Source organism: Mesorhizobium sp. B2-8-3 (genome assembly GCF_006440815.1).
Classification (GTDB): Bacteria; Pseudomonadota; Alphaproteobacteria; order Rhizobiales; family Rhizobiaceae; genus Mesorhizobium.
In genome coordinates this window covers 1-13,228 of record NZ_VFTW01000030.1, presented here as the reverse complement: position 1 = coordinate 13,228, position 13,228 = coordinate 1, and the positions used below count along the sequence as shown (strand labels likewise).

The 13,228-nt window shown below is 64.0% G+C and carries 16 protein-coding genes and 2 tRNA genes; 8 read left to right on the top strand and 10 right to left on the bottom strand.

The window, feature by feature from the left end; all coding sequences use genetic code 11:
• Window positions 1–178: 178 nt before the first annotated feature.
• Entirely contained in the window at window positions 179–1,141 is a 963-nt protein-coding gene (locus FJ418_RS28205; protein ID WP_140871298.1) for a glycosyltransferase, read from the bottom strand.
• A 15-nt stretch (window positions 1,142–1,156) separates the two neighbouring features.
• A complete protein-coding gene (locus FJ418_RS32640) occupies window positions 1,157–1,513 on the bottom strand; it encodes a CatB-related O-acetyltransferase (RefSeq protein WP_281407589.1) in 357 nt (118 codons plus the stop codon).
• Window positions 1,514–2,036: 523 nt separating this feature from the next.
• Between FJ418_RS32640 and FJ418_RS28195 the strand changes: the two genes are divergently transcribed.
• Entirely contained in the window at window positions 2,037–2,963 is a 927-nt protein-coding gene (locus FJ418_RS28195) for a hypothetical protein (RefSeq protein ID WP_140871293.1), read from the top strand.
• 75 nt (window positions 2,964–3,038) lie between these two features.
• Here the strand turns inward: FJ418_RS28195 and FJ418_RS28190 are convergent.
• Both FJ418_RS28190 and FJ418_RS28185 read right to left on the bottom strand, forming a co-directional pair.
• Window positions 3,039–3,115 (bottom strand) — tRNA-Arg (locus tag FJ418_RS28190).
• A gap of 58 nt (window positions 3,116–3,173) precedes the next feature.
• Entirely contained in the window at window positions 3,174–3,479 is a 306-nt protein-coding gene (locus tag FJ418_RS28185) for an ETC complex I subunit (RefSeq protein WP_140645008.1), read from the bottom strand.
• Between the two features lie 241 nt (window positions 3,480–3,720).
• On the opposite strand from FJ418_RS28185, the gene FJ418_RS32635 reads away from it, so the two are divergent.
• The 4 genes from FJ418_RS32635 to FJ418_RS28165 all read left to right on the top strand — a co-directional run bounded on the left by FJ418_RS32635 (window position 3,721) and on the right by FJ418_RS28165 (window position 6,926).
• Entirely contained in the window at window positions 3,721–4,689 is a 969-nt protein-coding gene (locus FJ418_RS32635) for an NAD(P)H-dependent oxidoreductase (RefSeq protein ID WP_140871290.1), read from the top strand.
• Window positions 4,690–4,825: 136 nt separating this feature from the next.
• The gene (locus FJ418_RS28175) at window positions 4,826–6,001 is read left to right on the top strand and encodes an NAD(P)/FAD-dependent oxidoreductase (protein ID WP_140871376.1); all 1,176 of its coding nucleotides are present in this window, start codon (window positions 4,826–4,828) and stop codon (window positions 5,999–6,001) included.
• Between the two features lie 73 nt (window positions 6,002–6,074).
• Window positions 6,075–6,151 (top strand) — tRNA-Pro (locus FJ418_RS28170).
• 511 nt (window positions 6,152–6,662) lie between these two features.
• Window positions 6,663–6,926, top strand: coding sequence for a hypothetical protein (locus FJ418_RS28165; protein ID WP_140871287.1), 264 nt, complete (start codon window positions 6,663–6,665; stop codon window positions 6,924–6,926).
• 6 nt (window positions 6,927–6,932) lie between these two features.
• Here the strand turns inward: FJ418_RS28165 and hdaA are convergent, their stop codons facing one another.
• Genes hdaA through FJ418_RS28150 form a run of 3 tightly spaced genes read right to left on the bottom strand, consistent with a single transcriptional unit; the run spans window position 6,933 to window position 9,415 of the window.
• Window positions 6,933–7,637, bottom strand: coding sequence for a DnaA regulatory inactivator HdaA (gene hdaA / locus FJ418_RS28160; protein ID WP_140871284.1), 705 nt, complete (start codon window positions 7,635–7,637; stop codon window positions 6,933–6,935).
• A 1-nt stretch (window position 7,638) separates the two neighbouring features.
• A complete protein-coding gene (locus tag FJ418_RS28155; RefSeq protein WP_140651892.1) occupies window positions 7,639–8,784 on the bottom strand; it encodes an AI-2E family transporter in 1,146 nt (381 codons plus the stop codon).
• 13 nt (window positions 8,785–8,797) lie between these two features.
• Window positions 8,798–9,415, bottom strand: coding sequence for a CDP-alcohol phosphatidyltransferase family protein (locus tag FJ418_RS28150; protein WP_140871281.1), 618 nt, complete (start codon window positions 9,413–9,415; stop codon window positions 8,798–8,800).
• 212 nt (window positions 9,416–9,627) lie between these two features.
• On the opposite strand from FJ418_RS28150, the gene purM reads away from it, so the two are divergent.
• The 3 genes from purM to FJ418_RS28135 are packed head-to-tail and all read left to right on the top strand — an operon-like array spanning window position 9,628 to window position 11,935.
• Window positions 9,628–10,707, top strand: coding sequence for a phosphoribosylformylglycinamidine cyclo-ligase (gene purM, locus FJ418_RS28145; protein WP_140648079.1), 1,080 nt, complete (start codon window positions 9,628–9,630; stop codon window positions 10,705–10,707).
• On the top strand, window positions 10,704–11,411 hold the full coding sequence (gene purN / locus FJ418_RS28140; protein WP_140871278.1) for a phosphoribosylglycinamide formyltransferase: 708 nt from the start codon (window positions 10,704–10,706) through the stop codon (window positions 11,409–11,411). Before purM ends, purN begins: the two co-directional genes overlap by 4 nt.
• Window positions 11,412–11,419: 8 nt before the next feature.
• Window positions 11,420–11,935, top strand: a complete 516-nt coding sequence (locus FJ418_RS28135; protein WP_140785139.1) for a histidine phosphatase family protein — start codon at window positions 11,420–11,422, stop codon at window positions 11,933–11,935.
• Window positions 11,936–12,039: 104 nt separating this feature from the next.
• On the opposite strand, the gene FJ418_RS28130 is transcribed toward FJ418_RS28135, so the two are convergent.
• From FJ418_RS28130 to FJ418_RS32630, 3 genes are all read right to left on the bottom strand, one after another.
• Window positions 12,040–12,282: a DUF680 domain-containing protein gene (locus tag FJ418_RS28130; protein ID WP_140871275.1), complete on the bottom strand. Its 243-nt coding sequence runs from the start codon at window positions 12,280–12,282 to the stop codon at window positions 12,040–12,042.
• Between the two features lie 277 nt (window positions 12,283–12,559).
• The gene (locus FJ418_RS28125; protein WP_140871272.1) at window positions 12,560–12,766 is read right to left on the bottom strand and encodes a DUF680 domain-containing protein; all 207 of its coding nucleotides are present in this window, start codon (window positions 12,764–12,766) and stop codon (window positions 12,560–12,562) included.
• A 327-nt stretch (window positions 12,767–13,093) separates the two neighbouring features.
• Window positions 13,094–13,228: DUF680 domain-containing protein (locus tag FJ418_RS32630; protein WP_140871269.1), on the bottom strand; the 135-nt coding region annotated here is incomplete at its 5' end.

Here is a 13,228-nt window from a genome sequence, read left to right as displayed (position 1 = left end):
GCACGCATCCCGTTGGGCACATGAAAACGCCGGCCGCTGGGCTTCGGGGGCCTGACGGGTTCAGGCCCTTCCATTTCGGCGAGTCGGATGCCGGGCCGCAACGCAAGCGCCGGCGCGTGGCAACCGGGTGGTTACTATCCACAGCGGCGGAGGGCGAAACCAGGCTTGCACGGCCCGATCAAGCGAATCCGCCAAGCACTTCCGGAAACTGGACCGCCATCGCTCCTTCATCCGCCTGCCGGGCGTAGATCCGATGCATCTTCGTGCCGTCATACCTGGCCCGGCGGCGTTGCACGTCCTTGCCGAAAAGGCCAGCAACAGCATCGAAGCGCCGGAAGAAGCGCTTCATCACCCCGCGCTCGAATGGTATGCGCTGCTCGAACGGCTTTTGCCAGGGCGTGTCCTTTGCCAGGTCGCGCCAGATGCCCAGGGCTTCGAGTTCGACGCCGACCTGATTGCCCCACGGCTTGCCGCCCGCGAAATGCCTGGCCCAGGCCTGCGAGAAGCGGAATTCTCTCGTTCCGAGCGATTGCAGATTCCAGTTTGGGTGCATCGTCTGCCATTTGCCCTCGAAGGCGACGTTCAGAGCATTTTGGTCATTCATCTTGCCATCAATGGCGGTCTTTCGCGTCCGCTCCAGCAGGGCATTCTCCCGGACAGCGTTCATGTCGAAGACGACGACACCGGAATTGAAATACGGCGCGCCGGGCGCCAGCTTGAGCTTTTGCCGGTATGAAGGCCTGAAATACATGTAGTCGTCATGCGCGGCGAGCAGCGGGGCGCGCAGCCGCTGCCCGGTCAGGTCATTGATGCCTCTGTTGAAGAGGACATCGCAATCCGTGTATGCGATGCGATCGTATGGCTCGAAAACCGGAAACTGGTCGGCGAAAAGCCGAACGTAAGCGGCAATGCTGTATGTTCCAAAGCGAAAGCCGAAATTCGTCATGAAATCCGTGACATCGACCAGCTCGACCTTGCCTTTCAGCAGATGGCGGGCGACTTCAAGGTCCGGTTCGCTCGCGCCGGTGTAGAGCAGAAAGCCGTCGACCGGTGTCGAGACATCAATTATCCGGCGCGCCGCCAGGCAGGCATATGGAAAGTAGTTGGCGTCCGTGGCCAGGAAGAAACACGATTTGGTCATTCGCCACCGCAACCCTTATTTCGCCGCGGTGCCTGCCACAAAATGCTTCTCGACGAAAGCCTCGATCGGGCCGGTGAGCGAGGCCGCCTCGCTCTCGATCTTGTCATCGTCCCAGCGCCACCATTGGATCGCCAGAAGCTTCGATATGGTCTCCTCCGCGAATCGATACCTGATCAGGGTGGCCGGAGACCCGCCGACGATCGCGTAGGGCGGCACTTTTTTGGTGACGACGGCTCCGGCGCCGACAATCGCGCCATCGCCGATCTCCACTCCCGGCAGTATCATCGCACCGTTGCCGATCCAGACATCGTTGCCGACGGTGATGCCGGCCGGCTTGCCGCCATTCACGATCGGCTCGGGCTGCTTCAGCAATCGGCTGTAGATCGGGAATGACGTTGCGCTGTCGGTCGGATGCTGGCCAGAGCAAATGAAAAGCACTCGACCGGCAACTGAGCAGAAGGCGCCAACTTGCAGCGGAGCATCCTTCAAGGGGAACAGAACCTTTCGCCACGTCACGCCGTAAGTATGGCGGCCAACCGTTACATGCTCCGGCAACTTGGAGCGTGCGTCCTTGAACCATCTGGAAATCGACGACATTCGCAGACCTCAGCCACAGCAATCGAGCGACATAGCCGCAGATGAGCCGAACCAACAAGCCGGTGGCTCCCGGGGCAGCGTAATTTGGGCCGGAATTGCAAGATCGGCCAGTTCTCCTGGCGACATCATTGCACTGTTGTAGTTCCGTCCACCCGGGAGAAGGGAACCAGCATCGATCACGCCTGCGCCGGTCAGCAATTACAGTCCCCTTGATTTTCATGCCGCTTCGAAGCAAAGGGATGCGGTGGCAGGCCGACTTCTACCATTTCTGTAGCTCGGCCGCCTGTTGAGAGGCAGCGTGGCGTTCAAGACAATAGTTGACGGAATAAGCAGAAATCCCGCCGTCATCTGGGTGAAAATCGTCAGGAACCAGTTTGTCTACAAGGCCTTCGAATATCGGGGGCGTGCGTCCGGGCGCCGTCTGGCGAAAGAATTGCAGGGTGCCGGAGTGTCGCGCGTCTGCATCACGATCGCATTCAACACGCCCTGGGTGATCGACGCTTTGACCAAAGCGTGGGAGATGCACCCGCCTGGGATGACACTGGTCGTCGTCGACAACTCGACCAAGATCGCGGCGAGAGAAGCGATCGCGCGCATCTGCGAAATGCGCGGGGTGCCTTACCTTGCCCTGCCTATGCGGGTCGAAAAGCACCTGTCGCGATCGCACGGAACCGCCATCACATGTGCCTTCCACAACATCGTGCGCCATCTGAAGCCGGAGCTTTTCGGCTTCATCGATCACGACTGCTTCCCGGTCGCGCCATTTGACATACCGTCCAAGCTGGCTGGCAAAACGGTGTATGGACGCAGGGCATACGGCAACGAAAACCATGTCTACAAGGCCAAGCCGGAGGATCGGCACTGGAATCTGTGGGCCGGCTACTGCTTCTACCGGTTCTCCGCCGTGGCCGCCTACAAGCTGAATTTCGAACCCCGCATAAACCTCGGCCTCGACACCGGCGCCGCCAACTGGGCAATCCTCTATTCGAAACTCGCCGAGGCAGATGTCGCCGTGGCAACCGTGGAACAGCGGCCGATGACCATGGCCGGCGCGGTCGGGCATCACGAGTTCATCGACGGCGCCTTCTTTCACCTCGCCGGCGTGTCATACCCCGAAAGACCGGGTTACCATCACCGGACGGTGGAGCATCGGGAAATGCTTCGGGATTATGTGTGGAACACTTATCTCGGCGGCCCGGCCGGGCAGACGGTGAGTGATTTCTGACGAGGTTTTCGCGACCGAGCCGTTGGCGAAGGTTGGATCCAGAATCAGCCAAGTCCCGTAAGCCGTTGAATAAACTGGCGATCCCGGCAGGATTCGAACCTGCGACCATCGGCTTAGAAGGCCGGTGCTCTATCCAGCTGAGCTACGGGACCGTCGGCCGGCCGGGCCGGCTGATGCGCGCTACGCCAAGACGAGGCAAGACTCGGGAAGTCAGTGCGTCCAGGGCGTCCTGCGGTCATAGCGGAAATTGTCCGAATAAGAAATCTGCCGGCGCTTGGCTTCCTTCGGCTCTTCGACGCGATAGGCGATCTTTTCCTTCTCGGCATAAGCCATGGCCTCTTCCTTCGTGTCGAAGGTGAGCTTCACCTGGCTCAGCATGTCACCCGAGGTGGTGTAGCCCATCAGCGGATCGATCTTCTTGCGCTGGGCGGGATCGAATTCCAGCACCCAATGTCCGGTCTTGGCCTTGCCGGACTGCATCGCGGTTTTGGCTGGACTGAAAATGCGCGCGGACATGACCACCTCTTTGCCGCCCGAAGACCGGGCACCTCGTTCAGCGCCTCCGGGGATCCTACGGAAGCCCCGATTTCACGCCAATCCGTCATTACTGTGCAATCGGCGCGGCGGCAAGGCCGCAAGCGCCCCTGCGTTCCCACGGCGCTGGGAACCTCGCCGCGCCGGCGACATTATCGAAAGGTCGGGCGGCGGGCCGGAGCCAGCCTTCCCGTGAACCATCCATCAGAAGCGGACGTTCGCCATGACCAATGCAACCGAACACCCCGTCCTGCAGCTCGCCGTGCTTGTCGGCAGCCTGCGCGCCCAATCCTTCAGCCGCAAGATCGCCAAGGCGCTCGCCGCCCGCGCGCCGGATTCGGTGCGCTGCCGGTTCATCGAGATCGGCAACCTGCCGCTCTACAACGAGGATTTGGACGGCGACAGCCCGCCGGCGGCGTGGTCGGCCTTCCGCGCGGCGATACGCGAATGCGACGCGGTGCTGTTCGTCACCCCGGAATACAACCGCTCGATCCCGGGCTGTCTGAAGAATGCGCTCGATGTCGGCTCGCGGCCGCCGGGCAAGAGCGTGTTCAAGGGCCTGCCCGCGGGGGTCGTCAGCGTCAGCCCGAGCAAGATCGGCGCCTTCGGCTCCAACCATGCGCTGAGACAAACCTTCGTCTTCCTCGACATGCCGGTGATGCAGCAGCCGGAGGCCTATATAGGCAATGTCTCGGAGCTGTTGGACGACAAAGGCGCGGTGACCAACGCCGACACCGCCACCTTCCTCGAGAATTTCATGGCCAGCCTGGAGACCTGGATCAGGACGGTGCATCCTGGCGGCTCGTCCTTCGATGCCTTCATGAAACAGCGCGAGAAGATTGCCGGGGACTATGTCAATGGCGACGCCTCCTCGCTGAAAGCGATCGTCACCCGTGTCGGGCCGGCGACGTTCTTCTCGCCGCGCGGCGACCATCTCGAAGGGGCCGAAGCGGTTGCCGGCCGTTACGAGCGCGATGCTGCGAGCTTCCACAAAGGCGGCAACACCGACCTCGAGGTGCTGCAGGCGTCGGCAAGCGGCGATCTGGCCTTCTGGAGTGGCTTGCAGCATGCCAAGGCGCGCATGGGCAGAAACGGCGAGGCGACCGAGATGACCTTGCGGGTCACGGAAGTGTTCCGGCTGGAGGACGGCGCGTTCAAGCTGGTGCATCGCCACGCCGACCCGGTTCATTAGCCGGCGCTTGCAAAAATCCGCGACACAATGCCGGAGGTTTTTGCAACATAGGCCTATTCCTTTTGGCCCGTGGGCGGCATATGTCAGATACATGGTCGTGCCAGTTGAAGGCATGATGACGGCGATAAAGACACGTATGGGCGCGGAAGCGAAAGTCTTGCCGTCGGGGGCCGGCGAGCCAGCGATACTGGAAGGCGCGATTGTCATCGGCGCGGGCGCCGCGGGGCTTGCTGCCGCGCATGCGCTGGCCAAGGCCGGCGTGACGATGCAGATCCTGGAACGCGAGCAACGGCTGGCCGAGCCCTGGCATCGCCGCCACGACAACCTGCACCTCAACACGCATCGCGATCTTTCTTCGCTGCCGGGCGTTTCCTATCCCGCGGGAACGCCGGCCTTCCCGCACCGCAGCGCCGTCATCCGCCATCTCAACGATTTCGCCGAGACGCACAGGCTGCCGATCGCCTTCGGCGTCAAGGTCGACGGGATCGAATTTCGCGGCGACCACTGGCTGCTGCGGACAAGCGCGGGCTTGAAGGCGGCGCGATATGTGGTGGTCGCCACCGGGCGCGACCGGCAACCCTTCATCCCGGCCTGGAAGGGCATGGCGGATTTTTCAGGATCGATCATCCACTCGGCCGATTTCGGCAAGGCGAGCGACTATGCCGGCAAGAAGGTGCTGGTGGTCGGCGCCGGCAATTCCGGCTTCGACGCGCTCAACCATCTTTCCCGCGTCGAGACGGGCCAGATGTGGCTTTCGGCGCGCAACGGACCTTCGCTGCTGCCCAAGCGCATCGGCAAGATCGCGGTGCATCGCATCTCGCCGGTGATGGCAAGCCTGCCGACACGGCTCGCGGACGCGGCCATGGCGGCAACGCAGCGCCTGGTGTTCGGGGATCTGACAAAATACGGCCTGCCCCCTGCCCCGTCGGGCGGCGCCAGCCGGCTCGGCTCCGACTATACGGCGATCGCCGCCGACGACGGCGCGGTCGATGCCATCAAGGCCGGGCGCATCATCGTCGTGCCGCAGCTGCGCGAATTCAGGCGCGACGGCGCCGTGCTGGACGATGGACAGACGATCGCGCCCGACATCGTCATTGCCGCCACCGGCTACCGCACCGGGCTGGAGACGATGCTGGGCCGGCTCGGCGTGCTCGACGCCAAGGGCGGGCCGCTGTTCAACGGCGCCGCGAACGACCCAAAGCTGCCCGGACTCTGGTTCACCGGGATGCGGCCGAGCATTCGCGGCTGCTTTGCCAATGCAAGGATCCAGGGCGCTGCGATCGCCAGGAAGATCGCCAGCCAGAAACGCTGAGCCGCATCGTCAGTTCCGACCTCGGTTTTTGTGTTGCCTTCCGGGCGTACGCCCCCTATACGCCGCGGGACGTCGGAGTGTAGCGCAGCCTGGTAGCGCACCTGATTTGGGATCAGGGGGTCGCAGGTTCAAATCCTGCCACTCCGACCATTGCTTCCTTCCTAGACCAAATCGGTCTCGCCGTCCCTGCATTACAGCCGGAAGGACAGAGACAATTGGGACGCCAACACCAACATCATCGTCGTTGCGGATGTTTCCAGGGCAGCTGACATGGGTGCTCCGCGACCTATGATCCTCCCCTCTTCAACGACGCGCGTCAGTGCGGCCTCGCCATGGGTGGCGGCAGCTTGCTGCTCGGCGCGGGACAGGCTCACGGGCAAGCGGCCATTCAACGGCGCGGGCGAATCGGCGGTAAACCCGCCGGGCGAGAACCCCAACACCTCGAGCCCGGCGGGCCTACAACCCGATCTGGAACGCGACCGGGACCGGGATCAGCCGGCACTGTCCGCGTTGCAAGAGCGATGCCGGAAAGACTGTTCCGGAATGGGACGGCTACGCCGCGTGCTCCCACGGGTTGATCACGGAAACGCCTGCCGTGGCTCGAATAATCCCTCGCCTCCAACTTTGTCGCCGGTCTAGACTTCGAACCAGGGGATTTTCGATGCCCGTTCTCGAGGCTCTGCTGTCGCTGATCGGCCCGGCCTATCTGGCCTATTACGGCTTTACGGTTGCGGTGATGGTGGTCTGGGCAATTCTGTGCGCTGCCCTGTGGGTTTGGAACAACCGGCCCAGCAAGAGGAATGGCGGCGTAGCCCGGTCGCGGTCCGCCGGCCTGATGTTCTTCATCCTAGTCGCCGCCTGTTATGTGGCGGCGCACACGGGAGTCTATCTTTTGGCCCGGCATCTGGCCAGACTATGGGCGTGACAGGCCTCAGATATCGAACTCGCCCTGCCCCTCGTCCATGGCGCTGACGGTCTCGGCGGCCAAGACGCGGGTGATCGGCGTCTTGCGTTCGAGGGCGGCGCGATCGAGGCGCTCGACAACGCGCATCGCGGTGCCGAGCGAACGCTCGATGCGGCGCACCAGGTATTGCACCACATGCGGCTCGACTTCGACCTGGCGGTCGGCGAACAGCTTTGTGATGACGCCGGCAAGCAAAAGGTCGTCGGGCTCGTGGATCTCGACCGTCGCCGCCGCCTTCAGCCGCGAGATGAGATCGGGCAGCGCGACGCGCCAGGCCGAGGGGAACCGCCGCGCCGTCAAAAGCAGCGTCGAACCCGCGCCGCGCACGGCGTTGATCAGGTGGAACAGGCCCTGCTCGTCGATCGGCCACTTGTCGATATCGTCGGTTAGCGCCGGCCTGGTGCCGAGACCGGCAATGTGCTCGTCGATCCGGCCGGGATCGATGGCGACGGCGTGCGTCCGATCCTGCCAGATCCGGGCGAGATGCGTCTTGCCGGAACCGGGCGGCCCTGCCAGCACGACCACCGGCGACGGCCAGTCCGGCCAGCGGTCGATCAGCGATGCCGCCTGCGCATTGGTGCCCGAGACGACGAGTTCGTCGCGCGAATAGCCGGTGCCGTGGCCGAGATCGAGCGGCAGCTGGCGCGGCATATCGGCTGGCTGAGCAGCCATTTCAGCCCCGCTTCGAGCGATGGCCACCGCCGCGGTCGGCTGGCAATGGCGGCACGGGCCGGGCGGCATGACCCTTGTAAAGCGGCGATTCGAGATAGCGGCCGATGGCGAAGCGCACCAGCACGGCAATCGCCGCCGAGGCCGGGACGGCGATCAAAAGGCCGACGAAGCCGAACAGCGCGCCGAAGGCAAACAGCGCGAACATCAGCCAGACCGGATGCAGACCGACGCTTTTGCCGACCAGCCTCGGCTGTAGGATGTTGCCCTCGATGAACTGGCCGACGAAGAACACGCAGGCCACCGCCACGATCATTGTCCAGTCCGGCCAGAACTGGACGAAGGCGACGCCGACGGCGAGCACCAGCCCGGTCAAGGAGCCGACATAGGGGATGAAGGAGATCAGCCCGGCGAAAAAGCCGATCAGGATGGCGAAGTTCAGCCCGGTCAGCGTCAGACCCGTGGCATACATCGCGCCGAGCACCAGGCAGAGCGTGCCTTGACCGCGCACGAAGCCGGCGGTGGCGGTGTTGATGTCGCGGGCGAGCGCGCGCACCGTCTCGACATAGTCGCGCGGCACCCAGCTGTCGACCACCGCCACCATGCGGTCCCAGTCGAGCAGCATGTAGAAGGCGACGACCGGAGTGACGACGAACAGGCTGACGACGGATACCAGCGCCACGCCCGAACTCCAGATCGAGGTGAAGACGGTGGTGAGCAGCCCGAAGCCGGTGGTGAGCAGCGAGTTCAGCCCGTCGCGCAGGCCGGCGGCGTTGACGCCAAAGCGCTGCTCCAGCCATTTCGGGTCGAAGCTGGTGATCAGCGACTGCAGGCGGGTGAGATATTCCGGCAGCTTGCGGGCGAAATCGGCCATCTGGGTGGCCAGCACCGGCACCAGGATAACGAAGGCCAGCACCACGACGACGATGAAGGCAATCAGGATCACCACCGTCGCCATCAGGCGCGAGAGGCCGAGCCGCTGCAGCCAGTCGGCGACCGGGTCGAGGAAATAGGCGAGCACCATGCCGGCGACGAAAGGCAGGAGGATGCCCGAGAAGACATAGAGGAACAGCGCCAGCAGGACAGCCGTGGCCAGCCAGAAGAAGGCCTGGCGGCGAAGCCCGCCCGAGCCGTCGTCGGCCGCGATCACCGCGGCGTCATTGTCAGGCGCCCGTGTTGGAGCCGCCCGACTTGCCGATGCCCGACTTGATGTCGCCGGTCTGGGAGTTGCTCGTCCGGGAGCCTTCGCCATAGCCGCTCATATGCCTTAGCCAAGCCACGAGATAGGCTGCGGCCGAAGCCACGGTCAAGACCCCGGTCAGCAATATGAGCGCGGTCCGCAGCGGGCCGAGATGCACCGAGAAGGCCAACTCGCCCAGCACAAGCGCCGCCAGCACGATCTGCGCCGCGGTGTTGGCCTTCGACACGAAGAGCGGCTTCATCTCGACCGGATGGCTCATGACGCTGGACAAGAGCACGGCGCAGACGATCAACCCGTCGCGCGAGACCATGGTCATCACCAGCCAGAGCGGCAGTTCGCCGGCAAAACCCATGACGACGAAGACCGAAACCAGCAGAAGCTTGTCGGCGATCGGATCGAGATAGGCGCCGAGGCTGGACGACTGGTTCCAGCGGCGCGCGATGAAGCCATCGACGCCATCGGAGATGCCGGCGACGAGGAACCCGGCGAAGGCCCAACCCCAAAGCGACTGCAGCATGGCCAGCACCACCGCGGGCACGAGCAGCAGCCGCATGATCGTGATCATGTTGGGAAGGGTCACGTGATGTTCCGTCGTGGTCCTTTGTTGGGGAATAGATGAGGGAGATGGCGGGTGGGCGCAAGTAGCGGGCGGCGAAGCTGCCAATCCCCGTTTGCGCGGGAGATTGGCAGCCTCCGCTTTCCACGCTTTTATCGGCAGGAACGACCGTCATCCTTGCTCCCCGAAACCATTCATGCGAAGAGCCCGCAATGACAAACAGGGACGAGCCGACCATGAGCAAGGGCGACCAGGCCAAGCGCAAGAACGGGCTCACCTATGCCGAGGCTGGCGTCGATATCGATGCCGGGAACCTGATGGTCGAGAAGATCAAGCCGCTGGTGCGCACGACGCGCCGGCCGGGCGCCGACGGTGAGATCGGCGGCTTCGGCGGGCTGTTCGACCTGAAGGCCGCCGGCTTCACCGACCCGGTGCTGGTCGCGGCCAATGACGGCGTCGGCACCAAGCTCAAGATCGCCATCGACGCCGGCAAGCACGATACGATCGGCATCGACCTCGTCGCCATGTGCGTCAACGACATCGTCGTGCAGGGCGCCGAGCCGCTGTTCTTCCTCGACTATTTCGCCACAGGCAAGCTCGACCCGGACCAGGGCGCTTCGATCGTCGGCGGCATCGCGCAAGGCTGCCGGCAGGCCGGCTGCGCGCTGATCGGCGGCGAGACGGCGGAAATGCCCGGCATGTATCACGACAAGGACTATGACCTCGCCGGCTTTGCCGTGGGTGCTGCCGAACGCGGCCAGTTGCTGCCGACCGACGACATCGTCGAGGGCGACATGCTGCTCGGCCTTGCCTCGTCCGGACTGCACTCCAACGGCTTTTCGCTGGTGCGCCGCATCGTTGCCACGAGCGGCCTTGGCTGGAGCGATCCGGCGCCGTTCAACGAGGAACTGAGCCTCGCGGAAGCGCTGCTCGAGCCGACGCGCATCTATGTGAAGTCAATCCTGAAGGCGATCCGCAACACGCATGGCATCAAGGCGCTGGCCCACATCACCGGCGGCGGTTTCCCGGAAAACATTCCGCGCGTGCTGCCCAAGGATTTCTCCGCCGAGCTCGATCTCGAGGCAATCGACGTGCCGCCGGTGTTCTCGTGGCTGGCCAAGACCGGCGGCGTGGCGCCGGAAGAAATGATGCGCACCTTCAACTGCGGCATCGGCATGGTCCTCGCCGTCGCTTCCGGCCAGGCGGCGCAAGTGGCGGCAGTGCTGCAGGAAGCCGGCGAAACGGTGACGCCGATCGGCCGCATCGTGCCGCGCCGAGACGCTGGCGTCATCTATCGGGGCTCGATCGGCCTATGAGCAGGAAACGCACGGTCGTCCTGATCTCGGGACGCGGCTCCAACATGACGGCGCTGATCGCCGCGGCCGCCGATCCAAGCTATCCGGCGGAAATCGTCGGCGTCATTTCCGACCGCGCCAACGCGGCCGGCCTCGGCATCGCCCGGTCGCGCGGCATCGCCACCAAGGTCATCCAGCGCGCCGACCATCCGAGCAAGGATGCCTATGACGCCGCGATCGATGCCGCGCTCACCGGCTTCGGCGCCGACATCGTCGCCCTGGCCGGCTATATGCGCATCCTCGGCCGCGGCCTCGTCGAGAAATGGCAGGGACGCATGGTCAACATCCACCCTGCCCTGCTGCCGGCCTTCAAGGGTTTGGACACGCATGCGCGCGCGATCCGCGCCGGCGTTCGCATCCATGGCTGCTCGGTGCATTTCGTCACCCCCGAGATGGACGACGGCCCGATCATCGCCCAGGCCGCCGTGCCGGTGATGGTCGGCGACAATGAGGACACGCTGGCCGCGCGGGTGCTGAAGGTCGAGCACCGGCTCTACCCGCTGGCGCTGGGGCTCGTTGCGGAAGGCAAAGCGCGCATGGAAAAGGGCCACACCGTGCTTGCCCATTTCGCCGACGATGCCGAAAATGCCACCTCGGTGGTGATGGCGCCGGATCCGCTGCGCGAGGAGAGAGACCTTGAACAGCTGGCGCGGATCACGCCGTAGAGGCGTCAATGCCCGTGAGACAGCTGCTTATCCTGCGCCATGCCAAGTCGAGCTGGGACGATCCCTCCCTCGCCGATTTCGATCGGCCGCTCGGGCCACGCGGGCTGAAGACGGCGCCGCTGATGGGGCGGGAGCTTGCCCGGCGCGGCTGGCTGCCGGACCTGGCGCTGGTCTCGCCGGCGCTGCGCACCCGCGACACCTGGCGGCTGGTCGCGGCCGAACTGCCCAAGCATGTGCCGGCACAATTTGCCGAGGAACTCTACGAGGCAGCAGTCGGCGCCATCCTGGCGCGTGTGCGGCAGGCCAAGGCGGAGAGCCTGCTGGTGATCGGCCACAATCCCGGCCTGCAGCATTTTGCGCTGCGGCTGGCCGGCGCCGGATCGGATGAGGCTGTCTTCAAGAAGATCGAAGCGAAGTTCCCGACGGCGGCGCTCGCGCGGTTCACGCTGGACGAGGATTGGGTGGACGTCGACTTTCGCGGCGCGCGGCTAACGCATTGTGTTCGGCCGAAGGATTTGGCCTAGAGCGAACCGCCGATCCCCTCGCACTGCGATTGGCGCTGCTCGCCGCGTAAAACAAAAGGCGGCGGAGCAAGTCCGCCGCCTTTGACAGTTCAAAGCGTCAAAAATCAGTTGCCCCAGATGCCCTGGCCCGGGTCGGACCAAGCCTTGGAGCCAGCCGAATCTGTCGTCATCGAGGTGTCGACATCGGCCTGCTTGGCAACCTCACGCTTGCCGACCGAGGCCGTGTAGGCCCTGTCGACGCCGGCGGTCGGCCGGTTGGCGTCATTGGGGTCGTAGTGATCGCTGCTGGCGAAGGCGGAGCCCATCGCGAGAAGCATTGCGGCAGTGGTGAGAGCGATCCTGGTCATTTCGGTTTTCCTTGTTCGTTCGGTTTCATCGGGGCGGAGGCCTTGGGAGGATGACCCCGCTGCCGACAAGACCCGCAGCGGCCGGGATTTATTCCCGGCCCGCTCGCTTTCTTTAGCGGCCCCGGCAGCGTCGGCCCAAACTTCGCCAGGAAAAAGACAAACGATTACAAATGCTTGTGATACAAATACTTGTGAAGCGATTTCACAATGCCGGTAGCCGGCTGTAGAAAAACAGAGCGGCGGGACAAGCCCGCCGCCTGGAATTTCGCGGGCCGGATCAGTGGTTGCCGAACAGGTCGTGGTTGGCGCCTTGGCTGACCGGCTTCTGGGCATCCACGTCCGATTTGTTGATCGACGTCGTCACGGTCCGGTCGATGGTGACGACCGGCTGGTTGACGTTGGCGGAGCCGTAATGATCGGAGTTGGCGAAAGCGACGCCTGTGGCTGCGAGGATGGCGGCTGCGGTAAGTGCGATCTTGGTCATTTCAAATACTCCTGTTTCTGAGGTTGCGCTGTTATCGATCGGGAGCGATTGACGATCCGATGACCTGGTGGATCGGCACAGCACGCGCCGGACATCGCCCGGATGCTGCCCGCTCGTTCCACTCGTCTGAATTTCCCTGGATCGGCCCCGTCTATCGGCCCTTGTTCCCAGTTCGGTGGCACCGGGCACCTCGTTACAGGCATCACCGCTTCGTGATGAATGCTTGAACAAACGCTGGAGACGACCGACCGAACAGATAGCCGTCCGCACAAAAACAGAGCGGCGGGACAAGCCCGCCGCTTTGAGGTCTGTCGAGGACAGAACCGTTTAGTGGTTGCCGAACAGGTCGTGGTTGGCGCCCTGGGTCACCGGCTTCTGGGCATCGGCGTCCGACTTGTTGGTGGAAGCGGTGATCGAGGTGTCGACCGAAGCGGCAGGCTGGTTGGCATTGGCCGAACCGTA